Source organism: Lysinibacillus sp. G4S2 (genome assembly GCF_030348505.1).
GTDB lineage: Bacteria > Bacillota > Bacilli > Bacillales_A > Planococcaceae > Lysinibacillus.
In genome coordinates this window covers 3,351,795-3,373,979 of sequence record NZ_JAUCFJ010000002.1, presented here as the reverse complement: position 1 = coordinate 3,373,979, position 22,185 = coordinate 3,351,795, and the positions used below count along the sequence as shown (strand labels likewise).

Genomic DNA, 22,185 nt, shown 5'->3' with positions numbered 1-22,185 from the left:
ATTTCAATGTAGAGATATTCAATTTGACGTTTTAGAAGATACATAGTTATTAGTTGATATATAATAAAAAAATAGTTCTTGGTTTTTTTACAAGATTGAAGTGAAGGGAAAAATATGAGAAAAAAAGTTATTTTATCATTAATGTTAATGACATTTCTTTCTGCTGTAGAAGGAACAATTATTAGTACAGCAATCCCCCGTATAACGAGTGATTTGTCAGGTGTCGAACTTGTTAGTTGGGTATATGCAATTTATATGCTTGCCACAGCTGTTTCGACGCCGATATACGGGAAACTGGCTGATTTATTCGGTCGTAAAAAGGTTTTACTTATCGGAGCTACAATATTTTTAGTAGGCTCTGCACTTTGTGGTTTCGTTACATCGATGGAACAGCTCATCGTCTTTCGTGCCCTTCAAGGTCTAGGTGCTGGCGCTATTATGCCAATAACAATGACAATCATTGGTGACTTATATAGCGAAGTGAAAGACCGTGCAAAAGCACAGGGCTGGATTAGTGCTGTTTGGGGTATATCTGGTGTTATTGGACCATTAGTTGGCGGATTTTTAGTGGATTCTCTTTCTTGGCGCTACATCTTCTTTTTAAACGTTCCATTTGGAATTATTGCTTGCTTAATGATCGTCATTTATTATAAAGAATCTATTAAGCCTGCTAAGCATCATATCGACTATCTTGGTGCAACAGTATTCTCATTAAGTACAATCGCTCTATTATACGCATTATTAACAGGTAGCAGTAAGCACAACTGGGGGGACATTACAATTATAGGCCTCTTCATCTTTGCAGCTGTTTCATTCATTATTTTCTTATTCATTGAGAAAAAATCACCGGAACCATTAATTCCGCTAGCACTTTTTTCTAACCGTACATTATCTATTATAAATATACTAACTCTTATTTCTGGTGCAATGCTTATTAGTATTACAATGTATCTTCCAATCTGGAGCCAAGGTGTATTAGGGAAAAATGCGACAGATGCTGGACTCATTTTAATGCCACTTCCTGTTATGTGGACATTTGGTACTATTTTTTCTGGTAAATTAGTTGATAGAATAAATACGAAACAAATTATTCTAATTGGAGCTAGCATTCTTTCAGTTGCGGCCTTTTTATTATTTACATTGTCAATAGATTCACCAGCATTCCTAATTTATGTTGCAGTTGGATTAATCGGCTTTGGAATGGGGCTTATTACACCTATCTACATGGTAACAATTCAAGCAGCTGTTTCAAATCATACGCGTGGGACAGCAATTGGCTTAAACACATTTATCAATACGTTTAGTCAAACATTAGGAGCTGCAGTTTTCGGGGCTATTTTCAACATGATGATTCATGCACGTGGTATTAAAAACCTTGATCTTGTATCTTCTGGCGGACATGAGGGAACTACAGCAAACGTAGTAACCGAATCTCAAGAAGCATTAGCTTCAAGTGTACATTTCATTTATATGGGTACTTTTATATTAGCACTAGCAACTTTAGTAATTGTTTGGTTGTTATTAAAGCCATCCACACAAACTAGTGAACAATAATAAATAATTAATATAAAAATAAGCTGTGAAGAGATTTTTCTTTATAGCTTATTTTTATTATTTTAGTGTACTAAAATAATAGTTACTTCCCAAATTGAACATTTAGGCTACTGTAAAGAAACTATTTACATTTTTAACTAACTTGTGGATGACATTTATTAAAACGTATGCCATGTGTATAAGTTGATTGGAGTGGAAACTGGACGCCCCAAGGAAAGCACCCTGCCGGAACGGAAATCAACCACACGTTATGGTAATAATCTAATTTTATCTACAATTTTTCTTCGCTTTTTAAGTTTATCGATAAACTTTGTAAATTTATCGAATAAAATTTTAGTTTTATCACTAAACTTTGTAAATTTATCGCCCAACTTCTTGAATTTATCGACATAAACCTTACTAAAGCAAATTAAAGCGGCTTTACGGAGCCAAACTTTCCTTTTTATAGTATAATAAGCGTAAGTACAGCATTTGTTTGTGATGTGTAAGGGAAAGGATGATATTTGTATGGCAGAGAAAGTAGGACAATCTTTCGTACAACCAACACCTTCTGGAAAAGAAGAACTTGGGAAAATTGAAGTAGCAGCAGAAGTAATTGAAGTTGTTGCTGGAATCGCAGTGAACGAAGTGGAAGGGATTGCTGCAACTCGTGGTAATATTGCAACGGGCGTAGTAGAACGCTTTGGTAAAAAAGTACACAATAAAGGCATTAAATCAGGTGTCACTGAAACTGGTGAGATTGCCATTGATGTATTTTGCTCTGTGAAATATGGCTTTGCTATCCCAAAAGTGGCGAAGGAAGTACAAACTCAAATTCGCCAAGCGATTTTTAATATGACAGCACTTGAAACAGCTGAAGTGAATGTACACATTACAGGTATTCACTTTGAAAAAGATGAGGTAGCAGTACAAGAATAAAAAAGAGGGGTTGCCGCTAGGGTGATATAGATTCACCATAGCAAGCAACTCCTCTTTTTTTACGGAAATTTATCAGCAGTGATGTGTATCGCTACTTTTTTATAGTTCAATATGCTTTGGCTTTCTCCAGAACAAAGCAAGGATAACGCCAAGTGTTAAAACAATTGTCGCAAAATAGTATGGATAGTTCAAATTAATATCGAACAATATCCCACCTAAAATAGGTCCAAATATATTACCAAGACTGGTAAACATGGAGTTCATGCCACCAACGAATCCTTGTTCATTACCAGCGATTTTTGATAAATAAGAGGTAACGGCTGGACGTATTAAATCGAAGCCGACGAAAATAAAGAATGTGACAAATAAAATCGCGAAATAATGGCTAACAAATGTCATAGCAAAGGTTAAAACAGCAGATAGGACGAGAGAATAACGGATAAGGTTAATCTCGCCCATTTTCTTAATAAGCCCATCGAATAGCAATAGCTGAGCAAGTGCCCCGACAATCCCACTTCCGGTAATAATAATCGCGATATCTGAAGGCGTAAAGGCAAATTTATGATCTACAAATAGACTAAATAACGATTCAAATGCAGCTAAACCAAATGACAGTACGAAAATAAGCACGAATGGAATAAGGTATAACGGGCTAAAAATACGCTTCATACTGCCTAACATGGATGGTGCAGACTCTTCATCATCTGAAGCACGTGTAGGTTCTTTTAACAATACAATTGAAAAGATAGCTGCAAAAAATCCAAGTATACCAGCAGAGTAAAATGGTATGCGTGTTCCGAATTCTGCTAAAAATCCACCGATTCCAGGTCCGATAATAAAACCAGTACTAATCGCTGCACTCATATAGCCTAGCGCTTTTGGACGTTGTGACAAAGTAGTAATATCAGCAATATATGCAGTTACTGCTGGCATGATAAAGGCAGCACTCACACCACCTAGCATGCGTGAAATAAATAGTATTTCAACTGAGTTACCAAATCCAAATAACAATTCTGATAGGCCAAAAATAAAAAGACCAGCAACAATCATAATTTTGCGGCCGATTTTATCTACGAGCTTACCTGCTATTGGAGATACGATAAGTTGAGTAATGGCAAAAGCCGCAACCATATAACCAACAACAGAGCCTGAAATATTTAGCTCATTCATAATAGTTGGTAACACAGGAATCACTAATCCAATACCTAAAAAAGCAATGAATAGATTAGATAATAAAATAGCTAAGGTTAAATTTTGTTTCTTATTCATACATTTCTCCTTCAAACTTTCACGATACATGAGATCTAAATCTACTAGAATATTTCCACGTAATACAATAAACCCTATAGTAACTATAGGGTCAAAAGATTTGTTTTAATTTTTTTCGTTTTTATAAGTGTGGAAGTATTGATGAACGGTTATACATTTAATTTTATGCGAGAGCACGGTTAAATTAAAGTGTTTTTTGTCTAACTTTTAATTCAACAATAAATTTCTTTTCATGCTCAGAAGTTAATGTCGCTGGCATGTAGAGTTCATATACTTTTGATTCAAAGGTTTCTTGTTGTGCCTCTACGTATTTTCTTAGTTTTTCATAAAATGAAAAATATGTATCAGGATCATAGATAAAGGCAATACATACATATTTGCCTGCTGGTTTAATCGTTTGCTTAACATTTGGAGAAAGCTGAGAAAATGTACGCTCAGTTAATAGCGGTGTAAAGATAGCATCATAAATAATTTCATTAACATTCGAATATGGAGCTAATGGATAAATACAACCGTAACGACTATTTAAGACACTTCCTTCGTTTTCAATGATTTTTATAAGTGTAGCATAGTAAGTATTCGCGTTAGAAATAGGTGTAAGTTCAGTAGTAGTCACTTTTAAAATCGACATATCTTCTTCAACTTGAACATAAACCTCTCCAAAAAGAGGGATATCAATCTGTTCTTGTATTTGTTTTTTTGTTTTTAGCAACGTATATTTTACTTCGTTTAAACGTGAAATTTTTTCCTCTATACGTTGCTCCTGTTGTTCTAAAAAAACTAGCAATTCCTCTGAAGTTAATTCAAGTGCTTTATTAATATCTTCAAGGGAAATACCAATATACTTGAGAGATTTAATAATATCTAAGTAGAAAATCTGATTATCTTGATAATAACGATAATTTGTAAAGGTATCTATATAGGCTGGCTTAAATAAATCAATTTGATCATAGTAGCGCAATGTCTGTACGGACAAGTTAGATAGCTTGGCGACCTCACCAATTGTATAATAATGTTCTTTCATGAATTGCCTCCACTAGTAATTGCTAAAGAAATTTCGTATGGCATCAAAGCGAATTTTATGTTTACAATCCTCGCAATAAAATAAGCGGGATTTACGCTCTTTCAATTGCTTGTATTGCCCCACGCCTTCAGATAACTTAAATGCTTTTTTACAGCTTGTACATTTAACTTCATAATGCATGATGAACACCTCAGAAGATAATATTAAATTTATTTCAGCAAATAGTTTTTGTAGCGAAAGTGAAGCGTCAGCTATAGAATTCTCCTACCTCAATAGGTGGTAAGATGAATGCGGGTTTAAGTTACTTTTCAGTGAGTATCTTAACATGCGCTGAAAAAAGGAACGCAGGCTAAGAACTTCACATCCTGTGGAAACGCCTAAGTGACACCAATATCGTGTTGTTGTTGCTATCGCTACATTTGCACTACGCATTCGCACAAAAAACTTTGTTGGCCTAAATCCTCTGGCGGATTTTCCTTCATTATAACATTTTTGGTATTTAAAAAATATTGGTGGATGATCATTTTCAACATTAAAACTAATAAAGTTGATTGTTGGGTGTTAAAATAAGCAGAAAGTTGCTTGAAAAAGGTTTCAGATTATTGAAAACTTGCTTGAATTCGTGTTTCTCGTACGAATTTATGCTATTATAAACCTTAATGCCACTTAAGAAGGAGAGCTTTACATGAAACGACATGAAGCACGCGAAAAAGCGTTGCAAGTTTTGTTTCAGCTAGACAATACCGATCTAACAATCGAAGAAGCAATGGGGCATATTAAAGGTCAACCGACAAATGTCTTCTACGAAAAGATTGTTACTGGAACAGCTGAACATTTGGAGGAAATCGATGCTACTTTAGAGCAGCATCTTGAAAAGTGGTCACTTGCCCGTTTACCCAAAATTGAAAGAACGGTTTTACGTCTAGCTGTATACGAGCTTTTATACATGCCAGAAACACCAAAAAGAGTAGTACTTAATGAAGCAATCGAGTTATGCAAAACATTTGGAGACGATGGTTCGTCAAAATTTGTTAATGGCGTACTTTCTAAATTTACAGAACAATAAAATGTGTTGAATTGGAAGGAGTAACTAAGGTTTATGTCAAGTGCAATTATTAATGGTAAAGAAATTGGTCAAGAAATTCGTAATTCCGTAGCAGAGCGAGTAACTCGCTTAAAAGAGCAGGGCTTAACACCGGGCTTAGCGGTTGTTTTAGTAGGAGACAACCAAGCCTCAGCTACATATGTGAGAAATAAGCAAAAATCTTGTGAAGCAATTGGTATGTTTTCAGAGCTAATTAAACTACCAGAAGAAACTACACAGGAAGAATTATTAACACAAATTGAATTATTAAATAATCGTGAAGATATTCATGGTATTTTAGTACAATTACCACTCCCAAAACATATTAATGAGGATACTGTTATTGCCACTATCGCCGTTGAAAAAGACGTAGATGGCTTCTCACCAGTAAGTGTTGGGAAAATGATGCTTGGCCAAGAAACTTTTTTACCGTGTACACCATTTGGCGTAATGAAGCTTCTTGAGTATTCAGGAATTGACATCGCTGGAAAGCATGCGGTTATCGTGGGACGTAGTCATATCGTTGGGAAACCAATGGGACAACTTTTACTACAAAAGGATGCAACTGTTACATATACGCATTCAAAAACACCTGATTTACCATCATTCACAAAACAAGCAGATATATTAATTGCAGCCGTTGGACGTGCAAAATTAATTACGAAAGAGCATGTTAAAGAAGGCGCAGTTGTTATAGATGTCGGCATGAATCGCGACGAAAACAACAAGCTTTGCGGTGACGTAAACTTTAGTGAGGTTGATGGAATTGCGTCTCATATTACACCTGTACCAGGCGGAGTGGGACCAATGACAATTACAATGTTACTATTCAACACAGTTCAAGCAGCAGAAAAAAAGCTTGCGAGTAAAGTTAAGCTATAATTTGAAAGACTCTTTAGTTTGCTAAAAGCCATCTCAATTTTTATTGAGATGGTTTTTTTGCATAATTTCCACTAAATAATATCTGTTCGTTTTAGATATTCTATTGTGTTGCATTCACTTTCACACAGAAAATACATATTGCTGCTCTTTCGATCGCTTCGACGTTTATCCATTGCTCAGGTAGATCACGGTTCAATCCGTCGCCCAGGCAGAACAATCCGTCGATCTGTCGGTCCTATCCGTCACTTTGAAAGATGAATCCGTCGCCCTGACGTCAATCCGTCATTTTGGAGGTACAATTCCGTCGTTCAGGCAGAACAATCCGTCGATCTGTCGGTCCTATCCGTCACTTTGAAAGATGAATCCGTCGCCCTGAAGTCAATCCGTCATTTCGGAGGTACAATCCGTCGTTCAGGCAGATCCATCCGTCGTTCTGTCGATTCAATCCGTCACTTTGATAGATCTATCCGTCGTCCTGAAGTCAATCCGTCATTTCGGCGGTACAATCCGTCGCTCAGGCAGAACAATCCGTCGTCCTGTCGTTTCAATCCGTCACTTTGACAGAACAATCCATCGCTCTGAAGTCAATCCGTCATTTTGGAGGTCCAATCCGTCGCTCATGCAGAACAATCCGTCGTTCTGTCGTTTCAATCCGTCACTTTGACAGAACAATCAATCGCCCTGAAGTCAATCCATCATTTCGGAGGTACTTTCAGCTGCATCCAGTCGTAACGGAAATCAACCCCTCATTTTGTCAAAGAACCATACTTTATTTAATAGGACACCTTAAATTCTTTCTATATTTCAACAAAACACTAAAATTTGTAAATTTAACACATTTCCATAAGCAGTCATATCCACTGAAAGAAGTTTTAATCGGGTCACGATTCAATAGATATGTTATAGTAATGTTTTCAATAGGATGAAAGACAGTCGTTTTTTCTAGCGAAACTGCATTTTGGCACGTCAGGCGCAATAAAAAATGTTATGATAGTTGTAGTTTTGTGAAAAACTTGATTTTAGTAAAGGAGCCGTAAAAATGTCATCTGCTTCTTATTTAACTGTAAAAGCATTAACGAAATATATTAAACGAAAATTTGATGCTGATCCGCATTTACGTGAAGTCTACGTAAAGGGAGAACTTTCGAATGTCAAGATTCATCAATCAGGGCATATCTACTTTACTTTAAAGGATGATGGAGCGCGAATTGCGGCTACAATGTTTAAAACGGCAGCTACGAAATTAGCGTTTGAACCGAAGGAAGGTATGCAAGTTTTTATCCGTGGAGATGTAAACGTTTACGAAGGCTATGGTACATATCAGTTATATGTACAGGAAATGCAACCAGATGGAATTGGTAGCTTGTTCGTTGCCTTTAACCAGCTGAAAGAGCAGTTACAAAAAGAAGGGCTTTTTAAACCAGAATGGAAACAACCGATTCCTAGGTTTCCTGAAAAAATTGGCGTGTTAACATCAACAACAGGAGCAGCCATTCGAGATATTTGTACAACGTTAAAGCGTCGATATCCACTAGCTGAAGTATTCATTTATCCAACACTTGTACAGGGAGCACAAGCTGCGCCAAATATCGTTCACAATATTGAACGAGCAAATATTGATGCTAATTGTGATGTTCTGATCGTTGGACGAGGCGGTGGATCGATAGAAGATTTATGGGCTTTTAACGAGGAAATGGTCGCACGAGCGATTTTTGGAAGTCGCATCCCCATTATTAGTGCAGTGGGGCATGAAACCGATACGACTATAGCGGACTATGTAGCTGATTTACGCGCGCCGACACCAACGGCAGCAGCTGAAATGGCTGTACCTGATCAACAGGATTTATTTCAGCGTGTACTGACACAAAAATCGCAGCTCCATCAAATAGTTAGGGCGCAACTTATATCAGAACGGCAGCGTCTAAATAAACTCCAACAGTCTTATCCGTTGTCGATGCCAGAACGTCTATATCGTCCATTTACGGAAAAGCTAGCACAGCTTGAGTCGGGATTACAAAAAGCGATGCAGGTCGATTTGATGAAGAAAACCGCAAAGCTCCAACAATTACATAGTGCGGTGGAGCAACATTCACCGAAAAAGGCACTAACTTTCTATCAACGGGAGCTAGAAACACGCATCCAACAATTAACACGTGCTTCAACACATTATGTGACGAAACAAAAACAACAATTTGAAGCAACTGTCAGAACTTTAGAAGCATTGAATCCACTTGCCATTTTAACAAGGGGCTTTACGGTAGCTTATAAAGATCATCAAATGTTAAAATCATCCGCTGATGTAAAGCCGGATGATCAATTAACACTTTCCTTCCATGATGGAAAGGTTATTGCTGATGTGGTAAAGATTTTGCCAAATAATGAGGGGGAATAATTGTGGCAGAGAAACAACAAACATTCGCAGAAGCCATGACGGCACTTGAGGAAATTGTCCGCCAGTTAGAGCAAGGTGATGTGCCATTGGAAAATGCGATTGATTTATATAAAAAAGGAATGGAGCTATCACAATTTTGCCATAGCAAGCTACAGCATGCTGAGGAGCAGTTAATTTCTATTGTCCAAGAGACAGGTGAGACGACAGCATTTGATCCACTAAAGGGAGAGAACTAAGAAATGAACGAGCAATTAAAACATTTTATTGAAAGCAACATACCACAAGTTGAAGCTGAAATGTTTGCACTTGTTGAAAAAATTGATGCACCAGCTGATTTAAAAGAGTCGATGCTGTATTCATTAAAAGCTGGAGGAAAACGTATTCGTCCTCTTTTCGTATTGGCCGTACTTGAGCCATATAAGCAAAATTTGAAGGAAGGGTTAACGGTAGGATCAGTCATTGAAATGATTCATACGTATTCGTTAATCCATGATGATCTACCAAGCATGGATAATGATGATTTCCGTAGAGGTAAGCCGACAAATCATAAAGTATATGGCGAAGCATTAGCGACACTTGCAGGTGATGCATTGAATACACTTGCGTTTGGCATTTTAGCACGCATGGATCTGTCAGCTGAGAAACGTATTGAGCTTGTCAACCTTTTAAGCGAAGCAGCCGGTGCAGAAGGTATGGTTGGTGGTCAAGTACTCGATATGGAAGGTGAAAAGCGTCAGCTAAACTTGCCTGAGCTTGAGCATGTCCATGTCAATAAAACGGGCGCTTTATTAAGATTTAGTATTGAAGCTGGAGCTGTATTAGCTGATGTAAATCAAGAAGAGCGCACAATTTTAACGGAATATGCGCATCATATCGGTCTTGCCTTCCAAATTCAAGACGATATTTTAGATATTGAGGGAACTACAGAAGAACTAGGTAAAACGGCAGGTAAGGATGTAGCAAGTGATAAAAGTACATACCCAGCCCTGTTATCTTTAGATGGGGCAAAAGAAAAGCTTGCTGAGCATTATCAGCATGCCATTAACGCACTAGAGAAATTGCCAGTAGATGTCAGCTTATTACGTGAGTTTGCTACCTATATTGTTCATCGTAGAAACTAAGAGAAAATCAAGGCGTTAAAGGTAAAGAATATGCTAGAATAGGTGAGGGCGTTTGCCGATGTGCAAACAGTAAAGTGTTCGTACTTTTAGCATATTGATAACACTGTTATAATGGTGGAAACACAATTACGGTGAATAATTTATTGAAAAGGTGTGTGAGAAAGGTGGATTTAAATAAAATATCTAGTCCAGCCTTTTTAAAAAACTTAGATAAGAAGGGGCTTGAGCAACTTGCACAAGACATTCGTACCTTCTTAATCGAACAATGTTCTGTCACAGGTGGTCATATCGGGCCGAACCTAGGTGTTGTGGAGCTAACGATTATGCTTCATAAAATGTTTGACAGTCCTAAAGATAAGTTTTTATGGGATGTTGGCCACCAAGCTTACGTGCATAAAATTTTGACAGGTCGTGCGAGTCAATTTGACACATTACGTCAGTTTAATGGGCTTTGTGGTTTTCCAAAGCTTGTGGAGAGTGAACATGATGAGTGGGAAACAGGTCATAGCTCGACATCTTTGTCAGGAGCCATGGGTATGGCTGCAGCACGTGATATTAAAAATGAAAAGAATTTCGTGATACCAATTATTGGAGATGGGGCGTTAACTGGCGGTATGGCACTTGAGGCATTAAATCATATTGGCCATGCCAAAACAAATATGATTGTCATTTTAAATGATAATGAAATGTCAATCGCTCCAAACGTCGGAGCGTTACACAGTGTACTAGGACGTCTTCGTACAGCCAAGGAATATTCAAAAGCAAAAGAAGAACTGGAATCCCTTATTAATAAGATTCCTTTGCTAGGCGGTAAGCTTGCTTCAACTGCTGAGCGCTTAAAAGACAGCTTAAAATATTTAGTAGTATCAGGTGTGTTCTTTGAGGAGCTAGGCTTTAAATATCTAGGACCGATTGACGGACATGATTTCGATGCTCTTGAGGCTTCATTATTACAAGCTAAAAAAGTAAAAGGACCAGTGCTCGTTCATGTTATTACGAAAAAAGGCAAAGGTTACAAACCTGCTGAAGATGATACAATTGGTAATTGGCATGGGACTGGCCCTTATAAAATTGAAAACGGTGCCTTTGTAAAGTCAGAGGTGAAAGGTCCAGCATGGAGTAGTTTGATTGCTGAGACTGTCCGCAAAATGGCCCATGAGGATAAACGAGTAGTCACAATAACTCCTGCAATGCCAGTGGGCTCGAAATTACAAGGAATTCAAAAGGATTTCCCAGAACGTTTCTTTGATGTAGGGATTGCTGAACAACATGCAGCAACGATGGCGGCAGGTCTAGCAACACAAAAAATGAAGCCATTTTTAGCCATTTATTCAACGTTCCTACAACGTGCTTATGACCAAGTACTACATGATATCGCGCGTCCAAATCTGAATGTTTTTATTGGGATTGACCGTGCCGGCTTAGTTGGCGCAGACGGAGAAACACATCAAGGTGTATTTGATATTGCTTTCCTTCGTCATATGCCAAATATGACAATTATGATGCCAAAGGATGAAAATGAAGGTCAGCATATGGTAAAAACAGCTATTGAATATGATGGCGGTCCAATTGCGTTGCGTTATCCACGAGGTAATGGGTTAGGCGTTCCATTAGATGCTGAGCTAAAAACTTTACCGATTGGTAGCTGGGAAGTGTTACGTGAAGGTAAGGATGCAACGATTTTAACTTTTGGTACAACGATTCCAATGGCAATGGAAGCAGCTAACACTCTAGCACAGCAAGGCGTAGAGATAGAAGTAGTCAATGCTCGTTTCATTAAACCAATGGATGAGGATATGCTTCACCGTATATTATCAAGCCGTAAACCAATATTGACGATTGAAGAGGCAGTTCTTCAAGGTGGCTTTGGTAGCGGGGTATTAGAGTTTGCGCATGATCATGGCTATTTAAGTGCACTGATTGATCGTATGGGTATCCCAGATCAATTTATCGAGCATGGAAATGTAGATCAGCTACTCGCTGAAATTCATATGACGGCTGAGGATACAGTGGCACGTATGCATGTGTTACTTCAACAAAAACAGCAAGTAGGTTTGAATAAATAATGACAAAACATCCAAAAGAACGTGTAGACATTTTACTTGTAGAGCGTGGGCTATGTGAAACGCGTGAAAAAGCAAAGCGCTCTATTATGGCAGGGCTTGTATTTTCTAATGAAACTCGCATCGATAAGGCGGGGGAGAAAATAGCAATAGATGCACCACTGCAAGTAAAAGGCTCTGATATAAAATATGTTAGTCGTGGTGGCTTAAAGCTAGAAAAAGCACTACAAATTTTTGATATGTCTGTAGAAGGGAAGCTGATGCTTGATATCGGCTCCTCTACAGGCGGTTTTACAGACTGCGCCTTACAGCATGGCGCAAGACATTGCTATGCATTAGATGTTGGCTCCAACCAACTAGCTTGGAAAATTCGCTCTGATGATCGTGTAACTGTCATGGAAAAAACAAATTTCCGTTATACAGTAGCGGCAGATTTAACAGAGGGCTTACCAGACTTTGCAACAATTGATGTCAGCTTTATTTCATTATCGCTTATTTTACCTGTCTTAAAAACACTGTTAATGCCAGGTGGCAATGTAATGGCACTAGTGAAGCCTCAGTTTGAAGCTGGGAAAGAGAATGTCGGTAAAAAAGGCATTGTTCGCGATAAAAAAGTACATTTAGAAGTTTTAGAAAAGACAGCTGCAATGGCGACAGGGGTTGGCTTTGTCGTGAAGGATGCTTCGTTTTCTCCAATTACAGGAGGCGAGGGGAATATTGAATTTTTATTCCATTTAGTGAATCCTCTTGATCATGAAGAAATTCCTGCATATACAGCTTTTAATGCACTCGTTGAAGAAGCGCATAGTGCACTAAAATAACACGTGCTCGTCTACAGAGCCGTGTTTTTTCTTGTGCTTTTCTGTTTAAAATGGTAGTGTAAATATACAAATAACTAACTATTTATAAGAGGTGACCAACATGAATAAAGGACAAAGACATATACGAATTCGGGATATTATTGCCAATCATGAAATTGAAACACAAGATGATTTAGTCGATTTTTTAAAAGATGCAGGCTATAATGTGACACAAGCAACAGTATCGCGAGATATAAAAGAACTTCATCTTGTGAAAGTGCCATTACAAGATGGACGCTATAAATATAGTTTACCGGCAGATCAACGTTTCAATCCTGTACAAAAATTACATCGTGCGTTGGCTGATGCTTTTGTCAGCATTGATGGTGCATCTCACTTTTTAGTAATGAAGGCTCTTCCTGGTAATGCCAATGCTATTGCATCACTGCTTGACCATTTAGATTGGCCTGAAATATTAGGAACTATTTCTGGAGACGATACAATTTTAATTATTTGTCGAGACGAAAATGAGCGTGAAAATACAAAAAATCGCTTATTAGAAATGCTATAAAATAGCAATGTAATTTGATACAGAGGTGACATTTTGTGTTAAGAGAGCTTAGTATTCGAAACTTTGCCATCATTGAGGATTTGACAGTTAGCTTTTCAGGTGGTTTAACTGTTTTAACAGGTGAAACAGGTGCAGGAAAATCAATTATTATTGATGCAGTGCATTTACTTGCTGGCGGCCGAGGGAATTCTGAATTTATTCGTCATGGAGCTAAAAAGGCTGAATTAGGTGGTTTATTTCAAATTTCAAGTTCTGGGCATCCTGTTCATAAGAAACTTGAAGAGGCAGGCATTGAAATTGAAGAAGATACCATTATTTTACGTCGTGATTTAAATGATTCTGGAAAAAGTATTTGTCGAGTAAACGGTAAACTTGTGCCATTGTCTGTACTTCGTGATATTGGGGCAAGCCTCATTGATATTCATGGACAGCATGAAAATCAAGAACTTATGGATGAGAAACAGCATATCCATCTGCTTGACCACTTTGCTGAGGAACAACTTACATCAATTCAAGATTTGTACAGTTCCCAGTATGATGAATATCGTTCGCTTAAAAAAGAATTAGCTTCGATTTCGATTGATGAACAGTTAATGGCGCAGCGTATTGATTTGTACCAATTCCAAATGAAAGAGCTAGAAGATGCCAAATTAAAGCTTGGCGAGGAAGATGAGCTTCTTGATGAACGTCGCCGTCTTATGAATTTTAATAAGATTTTCGAACGTTCCAGTGCAGCATATGAAGCTATTCAAGGTGAATCAAAAGGCCTTGACTGGATTGGCAATGCAATGGGTGCCTTAGAGGATGCTGCGACCGTTGACGAGCAATTTAAAGAGGCTTCAGAATCTGTCACCACTGCATTTTATGCGTTACAGGATGCAGCTTACCAGATCAAAAATGTGTTAGACGAATTAGAATTTGATCCTGCTCGTTTAAATGAGGTGGAGCAACGTTTAGCCTTATTACAAAATTTGAAGCGCAAATATGGCTCAACAATCGAAGAGATATTAGCGTATTACGATAAAATTAAAACAGAGCTAAATGAGCTCTTAAATCGCGATGAAATTTTGCAAGTAAAAGAGCAAAAAGTACTGAAAATGGAAGCTGTACTAAATGAGCTTGCTGCAGAACTTTCGACTGTACGAAAAGCTGCTGCACATAATTTAAGTGAGGCTATTATGGCTGAACTACGTGAATTACATATGGAAAAAGCAAAATTTATTGTTAATTTTGATGAATTGCCTTATTTTGATGCGAATGGTAAAGACCAAGTAATTTTCTATATTTCTACGAATGTAGGGGAGCCACCAAAATCTTTACCGAAAATTGCCTCTGGTGGAGAATTATCGCGTATGATGCTTGCACTAAAGACAATTTTCTCTTCCTCTAATGGCATAACATCTATTATTTTTGATGAGGTGGATACAGGTGTAAGCGGTCGTGTAGCGCAAGCAATCGCAGAAAAAATTGCAGCTATATCCATTAACTCTCAAGTTTTGTGTATTTCGCATTTACCACAAGTGGCTGCAATGGCCGATCATCATTATTTTATTAAAAAAGAAGTCGAGCATGATCGAACATTTACGTCATTGCTGGAAATTGATACAAATGCTCGTATTGAAGAAGTGAGTCGCATGATGTCAGGAGCAGAAATTACAGATTTAACATTGCAGCATGCTACAGAGCTCTTAAAAATGGCGAATGAACGAAAAAAACAAATGAGATAGCGATGAAAACCAGAAACAGCTCCGTTGTTTTTGGTTTTTTTCTTTTTGCACAAATATTTACCGCTTATAAGAATGCCACAACAACACATAGTAAAAAGACAAAAATAAAAAGGAGGTGTCGTATGTATCGTCGTTGGCGTCAATTTGTCATTTTGCCTATGCTCATCGTTTTATTGTTTATGCCCGTAAAGGCTTTTGCCGCAAAAAAGCTTATTCCGATGGGCGAAGCAATAGGAATTCAACTTCAGTTATCACATGTTTTCGTAGCGCATGATGTGCTATTAGCTTCCAATCAATGGATGAAAGGAGGCGCTGTTATTGAAAAAATAAATGATATTTCTGTAAAAACGCTTGCGGATGCCAAAAAAGCTATTGCTAAGCAGGAACAACAGAAATGGACGATAAAAAGTGAAGGAAAAGAAATAACGCTGGAGTTACAGGAGCAAGAAGCTGAACATGTTATTTCATTTTTAAAAGATGAAACAGATGGAGTAGGAACATTGACATACATTGATCCAGAGACAAAAAATTACGGTGCATTAGGCCATCAAATCGTTGATTCTACCTTACAAGAAGCCCCTGTTTTCCATGCTGGCTCCATTTTTCTAGCTTCGATTCAACAAATTCGTAAAAGCATACCTGGCCAACCGGGCTATAAAATATCCTCCATTGAAAAACATCAGGAACGATTAGGGAGTATAGATAAAAATACAGTTTATGGAATTTTCGGTCGTTGGGAAGAGGGTTATCAACAAAGATTACCTAAAGCAATTGAAATTATGCATGAAAAGGATATAAAAACAGGAAAAGCTGAAATCTACACTGCGATAGAGGGCAGCAAGGTGGAAACTTTTTCGATTGAAATTACAAAGGTCGAAAATGAACGCCTTGAATTCATAGTATCTGACGAAAAGCTCATTAAAAAAACAGGTGGTATTTTGCAGGGAATGAGTGGCAGTCCTATCATTCAAGACGGTCGTTTTGTAGGTGCAGTTACACATATGTTTGTGGAGGAGCCTAAAAAAGGAGCAGCCATAACAGTAGCGGAAATGTTAAAAAAATCATCATCATGAAAGAATGGAGCTACCTTATGGTGGCTCCATTCTTTCATGGAAGTGCTATTTATCCTCAAACGGTTTTTGGAGCGTCAGCCTCAGCAGAAGCCCATCTCTGAAGGTGGTGAGAAAATAGATTATCTTGCTCTTTCTCCAAGTATTTCGTTTATTTATGAAGGGATTAGCGATTCTTTAAGAAAACTGTAGTTATATCTCAATTTTTTCACTAAAATAATTAGTATAAGCATTTTGATAATCTGCTGGTAATTTATCATAAATTGTCGATAAAAAAAGAAAGTATCGGACTACATACTCATTTTTGGAAATAGAAAAGGTTTTTGAAACAAAAATGTCGAAAATTCCACAGTGTGCTAAAAAACGCATAAGGGGTAGTGTAACGCTTTGGGGATTCAAAGCATAGTTCAGAAGGAGGAATTGAAATGACAAAGGTAAAAGTAGCGATTGCTGATGATAATCGTGAGCTATTAAAAACGATGGAGCAGTATTTTCAAGGGCATCCTGAAATTGAAATAATTGCAACTGCTTCAAATGGGAAAGTTTGTTTACAAATGCTGGAGGAATTTACGCCAGATATTTTACTTCTAGATATAATTATGCCGCATCTTGATGGGTTAGCTGTTTTAGAGTCGATGTATCAAAATGAGCAAATGTCATCCATTCAAGTGATAATGTTAACTGCTTTTGGTCAAGAAGACGTCATGAAACAGGCAGTAGATTTAGGTGCGTCCTATTTTATGCTTAAGCCATTTGAATTTGATCAATTGGTTCAAAAGATTTTAAACTGCGCAGGACAGAAGGCAACACTGCCTAAAAAGACAAGTGTTTTACAACCGGCAGCACCTCAAAAATTAAATCAACATCAATTAGATAGTACGATCACAGCCATTATTAAGGAAATCGGCGTTCCTGCACATATTAAAGGATACTCTTATCTAAGAGAGGCTATTCAGATGGTCTTCGAAGATATCGAGTTATTAGGCTCTGTGACGAAAATTTTATATCCAGAAATCGCTAAAAAATTCAATACAACTCCATCACGAGTTGAACGCGCGATTCGTCATGCCATTGAGGTCGCATGGAATCGTGGCAATTATGAATCGATTTCGTCGATGTTTGGTTATACAGTACATCATTTAAAGTCGAAGCCGACAAATAGTGAATTTATCGCCATGATTGCGGACAAGATTCGCATCGACATGATGGCTAGTTAAACGTTAGAGCCACAAGGGATTACAGGACTTATAGTTGATATATTTATAGATTTATTTACCAATGAATCACTTTTTGAACCTTTAAATAACTAAATATAGGCGGGTAAATGTTAACGCACATTCATTTATTGAGTTTACAAAAATTCAAATGATGGAGGTGTGTTTTTTTTGCGTAAAAAAGGTAGGTCTGTCACAGAGTTTGATTTACAGTTGGATTCCTTTATGTTGCATTGTGACGCTAAACATCTTTCACCAAAAACCATGAAAAGTTATGAACAGACATTAACGCTATTCAGAAATTACATGGTGCAAGAGTTCAAAATTGAGGATGCAGGGAAAGTGAAATCATCTCATGTTCGACAATACATCAAATACTTGAGAGAGCGTGGAAAGTACACTGTTTCTTCTTCTGACAAGGTTTTAAACAATAACTATCCTGAACGTAGGGAAGACTATCAAAAGCCTATGTCAGATACAACAATAGCCAATTATACAAGGAATATGAAAGTATTCTATAACTTTTTGAAAACTGAACGAGAAATAACGGTAAATCCAATGGAAACAGTAGAACAGGTTAAGCCAAAGCGTAAGCAGAAAAAACTGCTTTCCCCTGAGGAAATTAAATTAATGCTAGGGGCTTACAATCTTACAAAATTCCATGAGTACAGGACATGGATTCAATTAAGATTAATTTTGGATACAGGGCTTAGGGCTACTGAGTGTTGTTCCTTAATGCCTGATGATATTGATTTCAAAACGAAATCTATTCTTGTCAAAAACACAAAGAATGGACATGAACGTTATGTATTTTTTGGACAAAAAATGGCAGTCGATTTAAGACGTTGGATGCAACATCGAGACAGATATTCAGATTCACCATACTTATTTCCCACAAGCAGAGGAACAAGGTTAGATGTAAATAATTTTGAATCCACAGTGAGAAGGAAGGGTCTAAGTGTTGGTTTATCTATTCATCCACATCTACTACGAAATAACTTTGCAAAATATTATCTCATTGAAGGAAATGGAGATTTTGCAACGTTGAGTAGGATTTTAGGTCATTCAAGTGTGGAAACGACAATGAAAGCCTACTTAGACTTTACTGATAAAGAGATAGGTAAAAAATATCAACGGCACAGTCCACTAAATAATTTAGACATTTAGGGTTGGAAAAGAAGATGAAACCAAATGGAGTATAGGAAAATGATAGACTACAAAATTATTTTTTCAGCACCACAAACTTTTGAAGGGTTCAACGAGTTTGCAACAGCACAGGGGAATGTTGCAAATATGGTAATTACCACTAAAGATGGTCAGATATTAAGCTTAAATGATGTGGAAAGCTTTGGGATTGTGGAAGCAGTCAAAATTGATGTAGATGAAGAACAGGACAAAAAACTGATATAGATAACTCGACTAAGCGAGTATAAACAGGCATTAGGCTTAGAGCGTTCTCATGTTGTCCTAGTGACGATGTGAGAGGTTGCGATATTAAATGATTGCATAGAAAAAAGCCGTCAGTGCTGTAACACTATCGGCTTCTAACTGAATATGACTACCGTAAAAACGATAGCATACACACCAATGTAATGCTATTCTACAGCCTTTTCGAAAAAATTTCAACGTCTAGGCTTATTTAAATGTGCCTTCTTTAAGGTAGTCGAACGTGGAAACCTAGTAACACGTTCTCAATCTAAACTTGACAGGTTATGACGTTCCCAACGCACACAAACGTCTAGCATCCTCTATAAGCGTTCCTTGTTTTGCTTTGGGTGTGAATGTGGTTGACGCACATAATCGGTCAGGAGTGGAAGGTCTGAGTGGCTATGGCTACACAGGGTATATCACACATCACAAAAGTTTCTGAGTTCCTCATGTAGTAGGATAAGGATTAGTGGCATAGCAAAAGGCGATTGTACAGTTTGTGAGACCTATTGGGGGCAGAAGTAGATAGTAGATATACCGAACGAGAGTTCACGCTTAAACAGGGCATACGATACGGATTCCTCAAATGACGGATTCATGAAAAAATGTATGAATGGTGTCTGTCTTGTTCCTTAAAGTCTATTTAGATTTTTTGAGAACAAGGCAGGCACTTTTTCACCGAGCCGTTGTCCTCAACTTGGGCTTCATGATAAGAAGAGCGTAAACAGTTGTCAACTCAAAATAGATACTTGGTGCAAATAAAAATGCTAATACCAATAGAAGAGGTTGTGCGAAGGAATTTTGGGAGTATCTTTAATATAGTAAATTTGAAATTTTATTTTCTTAAAAAAGAAATGTGGAAAAATAGTTTACAAACTTAGAAAAATAGCTTATGATTCAAATACACGAATTTTAGACCGATATAACGGGTTTAAGTTCGTGTTTATTGTTACTGATGGGAAAATTAGTATAGGTTATACTAGTTTTTGTTCGTGTTTTATGATGTTGAAGAAGTTGAGAAATTAAGGAAGCTCTATAATGAGCCTGAGCCAATTACTGTGGCTGAATTAGTGCGTTTTTAAAAAAGAATTGTCCCAATAACTTTTTTGAGCATTTGAGGGAAAAATGAAGAAGAACTTGAATTATTATCTGATATTGATTTAGCAAACTTGATTTTAATGAAATTTTCAGAGGAATCGTTTAAGACAGAGGCTAAAAGATTATTCCATATTGATTGTTAAATTTTAAATTCTCCATAGCGATAGTTTAGGCACTTACAGCAAAAAGAATATGAAATTCTGTTGTTCTAATGAATCTCTTGTGCCTAGTTAAATAGCGAGCAAATCAATTACTAATATAAAAAGAGAGACTATTAGTAGTTGAACATCTCGCAAAAAGACTATTAGCTAAAAGGAGCAATTTAAATTGGAATTAACAACACTAGAAGCTATTCAATACTGTATTGACGAAGGTATTGAAGGAGCAGAGAAAAGGTTACAAAGCTATGAGCGCAGAGGTAGAATTGATAATTCAAGTGTTCTAGAAGCTTTGATAAAAGACCTACTGACAATTCATGTGAGTTGCAAATTAAAACTTGATGAAGATGGAGAAGTATTGAAAGGAAATAAACGCAGATTTTACTTAGGCGAAAAGCGTACTGAGAGAGCTGAACGTTTGGACAAAAGAAAGTTTAATGGGGCTTCTAGAGAAGAAAATAGATGGATTCTCGATGAACTTATTTTAAAGACCATTCTTAAATTAGAGCCTGACTATTGGATATGTGATGATACAGTTGAAATTACTACTACAGGTCTTATCAAAGAGTGTGAGGTAATAAACCCCAATGCACTTAAACATAAGCATATCCTAAAAATAATTCAAGAGAATATCTTTGGAGAGCAAGGCACAGTATATGCGCATACTCTTACAGAATATGTTCGAAGCTACCTTCGTGATACTAATCGTAATGTTTTTACAAGTGCTTTGAAGCAATTGGAGCTATCAAATAGAATTATTCTTTCATATCGTTACTTTGTTGTGGACAAAACAGGGAATAATGAAGTAGATGAAAGTAGCTATCTTATGATGAAAGCAGTTATAGAATCTGAAATTGAGGTTTTCAATTATCAAAATGAAACTTCATTTACGTTAAATGCGTTTCAAAAAATCCGAGTAAAAGAAAATCGCTTTCTCAAAGAGGACGAAAGAGCATTTTTGAAGTATATGGAGAAGAATTGCGAACTTCTTGTTTATAAGAAAAATGTGATACGGATATTAGATAATAAATATGTAAAGGTGTCCAAAGAAGATGCGAAGCAAGTATACGCTGAGATTCTATTGAAACGTGTAAAGCAACATTATATTAACCCTAAAGAGCGCAGTGACAGCTTCTTTGAGCGTTATAGAAGTTTTATTCTTGCTAAAGTTATTGAATCCTTTGGAGTAATACTACCTGAATGGTGTATTGAATACTATAAAAGTTATTCGAATGGCTTTGGTAAAGTTCATTTTCATTTAGACTTGCTAACGGAAGATGAAAAACAATCTATAGGTATACATGTTGAAGCTTTAGATGAAGCACAAATTGAAGCCCAACTCCCGTTCTAAATGACTTAGTACATCACTTTACGATGGTGTACTTTTTCTTTATGAAATGCTGAATCACAAACCCAAAGCTACGAGTACAGCACATGAATCGTGTAGAAGTTTGGATAGAGTAGGTGGCTTACAATTCCTACCTAACACTGAGCTTGCCACAACAAATTTGGTTGGTTGTGTATCGAACAACCTTTATTGAGTTAAAACGTCTATGTAAGAAATAGTGAAAAATAGAGGTGACATTATGCGATTTTTGTTCAATAAGATAACACTTTTTAGCATAAGTTTTTTATCATTTTGTTTAATAGTGAGTGGATATATATTACAAACAATCCTTATCCCTTTACAAGATATTAATTCTATAAGTAATAAGGAGCTATTGGAATTTCAAAAAGAATATGCAATAAACTATCCCTTAGGAACAGGGCTACTCTATCTAGGTCTATTTCTGACAATTTTAGTCATAATTC

At 37.0% G+C, this 22,185-nt stretch carries 21 protein-coding genes; 18 read left to right on the top strand and 3 right to left on the bottom strand.

Annotated elements, in window-relative coordinates; all coding sequences use genetic code 11:
- Window positions 1–114 precede the first annotated feature (114 nt).
- Together QUF91_RS17355 and QUF91_RS17350 are read left to right on the top strand one after the other, a co-directional pair.
- Entirely contained in the window at window positions 115–1,554 is a 1,440-nt protein-coding gene (locus QUF91_RS17355) for an MDR family MFS transporter (protein ID WP_285397137.1), read from the top strand.
- Window positions 1,555–2,061: 507 nt separating this feature from the next.
- A complete protein-coding gene (locus QUF91_RS17350; RefSeq protein ID WP_285397136.1) occupies window positions 2,062–2,472 on the top strand; it encodes an Asp23/Gls24 family envelope stress response protein in 411 nt (136 codons plus the stop codon).
- Between the two features lie 99 nt (window positions 2,473–2,571).
- Here the strand turns inward: QUF91_RS17350 and QUF91_RS17345 are convergent, their stop codons facing one another.
- The 3 genes from QUF91_RS17345 to QUF91_RS17335 form a co-directional block, all read right to left on the bottom strand.
- Complete coding sequence (locus tag QUF91_RS17345) at window positions 2,572–3,741, bottom strand: MFS transporter (protein WP_289418764.1); 1,170 nt, start codon at window positions 3,739–3,741, stop codon at window positions 2,572–2,574.
- Between the two features lie 184 nt (window positions 3,742–3,925).
- On the bottom strand, window positions 3,926–4,765 hold the full coding sequence (locus QUF91_RS17340; RefSeq protein ID WP_289418762.1) for a MerR family transcriptional regulator: 840 nt from the start codon (window positions 4,763–4,765) through the stop codon (window positions 3,926–3,928).
- Window positions 4,766–4,777: 12 nt separating this feature from the next.
- Window positions 4,778–4,945, bottom strand: a complete 168-nt coding sequence (locus tag QUF91_RS17335) for a DUF2197 domain-containing protein (protein ID WP_289418761.1) — start codon at window positions 4,943–4,945, stop codon at window positions 4,778–4,780.
- A 505-nt stretch (window positions 4,946–5,450) separates the two neighbouring features.
- Here QUF91_RS17335 and nusB point away from each other — a divergent pair.
- The 16 genes from nusB to QUF91_RS17255 all read left to right on the top strand — a co-directional run bounded on the left by nusB (window position 5,451) and on the right by QUF91_RS17255 (window position 21,724).
- Window positions 5,451–5,831, top strand: coding sequence for a transcription antitermination factor NusB (nusB, locus tag QUF91_RS17330; RefSeq protein WP_285397132.1), 381 nt, complete (start codon window positions 5,451–5,453; stop codon window positions 5,829–5,831).
- Between the two features lie 33 nt (window positions 5,832–5,864).
- Window positions 5,865–6,731 carry a bifunctional methylenetetrahydrofolate dehydrogenase/methenyltetrahydrofolate cyclohydrolase FolD gene (folD, locus tag QUF91_RS17325; RefSeq protein WP_285397131.1) on the top strand — a complete coding sequence of 289 codons (867 nt, stop codon included), beginning with the start codon at window positions 5,865–5,867 and terminating at the stop codon, window positions 6,729–6,731.
- Between the two features lie 454 nt (window positions 6,732–7,185).
- Window positions 7,186–7,395: a hypothetical protein gene (locus tag QUF91_RS17320; RefSeq protein ID WP_289418757.1), complete on the top strand. Its 210-nt coding sequence runs from the start codon at window positions 7,186–7,188 to the stop codon at window positions 7,393–7,395.
- Between the two features lie 375 nt (window positions 7,396–7,770).
- Window positions 7,771–9,123, top strand: a complete 1,353-nt coding sequence (gene xseA / locus QUF91_RS17315; RefSeq protein ID WP_285399537.1) for an exodeoxyribonuclease VII large subunit — start codon at window positions 7,771–7,773, stop codon at window positions 9,121–9,123.
- A gap of 2 nt (window positions 9,124–9,125) precedes the next feature.
- Window positions 9,126–9,359, top strand: a complete 234-nt coding sequence (gene xseB, locus QUF91_RS17310; RefSeq protein ID WP_289418755.1) for an exodeoxyribonuclease VII small subunit — start codon at window positions 9,126–9,128, stop codon at window positions 9,357–9,359.
- A 3-nt stretch (window positions 9,360–9,362) separates the two neighbouring features.
- Window positions 9,363–10,244, top strand: a complete 882-nt coding sequence (locus tag QUF91_RS17305; RefSeq protein ID WP_289418753.1) for a polyprenyl synthetase family protein — start codon at window positions 9,363–9,365, stop codon at window positions 10,242–10,244.
- Between the two features lie 164 nt (window positions 10,245–10,408).
- Window positions 10,409–12,310 (top strand): 1-deoxy-D-xylulose-5-phosphate synthase, encoded by a 1,902-nt coding sequence (gene dxs / locus QUF91_RS17300; RefSeq protein WP_289418752.1) that lies wholly within the window; start codon window positions 10,409–10,411, stop codon window positions 12,308–12,310.
- A complete protein-coding gene (locus QUF91_RS17295) occupies window positions 12,310–13,128 on the top strand; it encodes a TlyA family RNA methyltransferase (protein ID WP_285399527.1) in 819 nt (272 codons plus the stop codon). The genes dxs and QUF91_RS17295 overlap by 1 nt, the downstream gene beginning before the upstream one ends.
- A 100-nt stretch (window positions 13,129–13,228) precedes the next feature.
- Window positions 13,229–13,678, top strand: coding sequence for a transcriptional regulator AhrC/ArgR (gene ahrC, locus QUF91_RS17290; RefSeq protein ID WP_285399526.1), 450 nt, complete (start codon window positions 13,229–13,231; stop codon window positions 13,676–13,678).
- 35 nt (window positions 13,679–13,713) lie between these two features.
- Window positions 13,714–15,405 carry a DNA repair protein RecN gene (gene recN / locus QUF91_RS17285; RefSeq protein WP_289418748.1) on the top strand — a complete coding sequence of 564 codons (1,692 nt, stop codon included), beginning with the start codon at window positions 13,714–13,716 and terminating at the stop codon, window positions 15,403–15,405.
- A 122-nt stretch (window positions 15,406–15,527) separates the two neighbouring features.
- Window positions 15,528–16,478 carry a SpoIVB peptidase S55 domain-containing protein gene (locus QUF91_RS17280; protein ID WP_285399524.1) on the top strand — a complete coding sequence of 317 codons (951 nt, stop codon included), beginning with the start codon at window positions 15,528–15,530 and terminating at the stop codon, window positions 16,476–16,478.
- 36 nt (window positions 16,479–16,514) lie between these two features.
- Window positions 16,515–16,667 (top strand): hypothetical protein, encoded by a 153-nt coding sequence (locus QUF91_RS17275; RefSeq protein WP_289418746.1) that lies wholly within the window; start codon window positions 16,515–16,517, stop codon window positions 16,665–16,667.
- Window positions 16,668–16,900: 233 nt separating this feature from the next.
- Window positions 16,901–17,692 carry a sporulation transcription factor Spo0A gene (spo0A, locus tag QUF91_RS17270; protein ID WP_289418744.1) on the top strand — a complete coding sequence of 264 codons (792 nt, stop codon included), beginning with the start codon at window positions 16,901–16,903 and terminating at the stop codon, window positions 17,690–17,692.
- A 222-nt stretch (window positions 17,693–17,914) separates the two neighbouring features.
- Window positions 17,915–18,856, top strand: coding sequence for a tyrosine-type recombinase/integrase (locus tag QUF91_RS17265; protein ID WP_289420094.1), 942 nt, complete (start codon window positions 17,915–17,917; stop codon window positions 18,854–18,856).
- Window positions 18,857–18,895: 39 nt separating this feature from the next.
- A complete protein-coding gene (locus tag QUF91_RS17260) occupies window positions 18,896–19,099 on the top strand; it encodes a hypothetical protein (protein ID WP_289418742.1) in 204 nt (67 codons plus the stop codon).
- Between the two features lie 1,443 nt (window positions 19,100–20,542).
- A complete protein-coding gene (locus tag QUF91_RS17255; protein ID WP_289418740.1) occupies window positions 20,543–21,724 on the top strand; it encodes a hypothetical protein in 1,182 nt (393 codons plus the stop codon).
- Window positions 21,725–22,185: the final 461 nt, after the last annotated feature.

Bases quoted from the DNA above. Each gene is read 5' to 3' on its own strand.
- QUF91_RS17355 (WP_285397137.1), top strand. From the start codon at position 115: ATGAGAAAAAAAGTTATTTTATCATTAATGTTAATGACATTTCTTTCT.
- QUF91_RS17350 (WP_285397136.1), top strand. From the start codon at position 2,062: ATGGCAGAGAAAGTAGGACAATCTTTCGTACAACCAACACCTTCTGGA.
- QUF91_RS17345 (WP_289418764.1), bottom strand. From the start codon at position 3,741: ATGAATAAGAAACAAAATTTAACCTTAGCTATTTTATTATCTAATCTA.
- QUF91_RS17340 (WP_289418762.1), bottom strand. From the start codon at position 4,765: ATGAAAGAACATTATTATACAATTGGTGAGGTCGCCAAGCTATCTAAC.
- QUF91_RS17335 (WP_289418761.1), bottom strand. From the start codon at position 4,945: ATGCATTATGAAGTTAAATGTACAAGCTGTAAAAAAGCATTTAAGTTA.
- nusB (WP_285397132.1), top strand. From the start codon at position 5,451: ATGAAACGACATGAAGCACGCGAAAAAGCGTTGCAAGTTTTGTTTCAG.
- folD (WP_285397131.1), top strand. From the start codon at position 5,865: ATGTCAAGTGCAATTATTAATGGTAAAGAAATTGGTCAAGAAATTCGT.
- xseA (WP_285399537.1), top strand. From the start codon at position 7,771: ATGTCATCTGCTTCTTATTTAACTGTAAAAGCATTAACGAAATATATT.
- QUF91_RS17305 (WP_289418753.1), top strand. From the start codon at position 9,363: ATGAACGAGCAATTAAAACATTTTATTGAAAGCAACATACCACAAGTT.
- QUF91_RS17295 (WP_285399527.1), top strand. From the start codon at position 12,310: ATGACAAAACATCCAAAAGAACGTGTAGACATTTTACTTGTAGAGCGT.
- ahrC (WP_285399526.1), top strand. From the start codon at position 13,229: ATGAATAAAGGACAAAGACATATACGAATTCGGGATATTATTGCCAAT.
- QUF91_RS17280 (WP_285399524.1), top strand. From the start codon at position 15,528: ATGTATCGTCGTTGGCGTCAATTTGTCATTTTGCCTATGCTCATCGTT.
- QUF91_RS17275 (WP_289418746.1), top strand. From the start codon at position 16,515: ATGGAAGTGCTATTTATCCTCAAACGGTTTTTGGAGCGTCAGCCTCAG.
- spo0A (WP_289418744.1), top strand. From the start codon at position 16,901: ATGACAAAGGTAAAAGTAGCGATTGCTGATGATAATCGTGAGCTATTA.
- QUF91_RS17265 (WP_289420094.1), top strand. From the start codon at position 17,915: ATGTTGCATTGTGACGCTAAACATCTTTCACCAAAAACCATGAAAAGT.
- QUF91_RS17260 (WP_289418742.1), top strand. From the start codon at position 18,896: ATGATAGACTACAAAATTATTTTTTCAGCACCACAAACTTTTGAAGGG.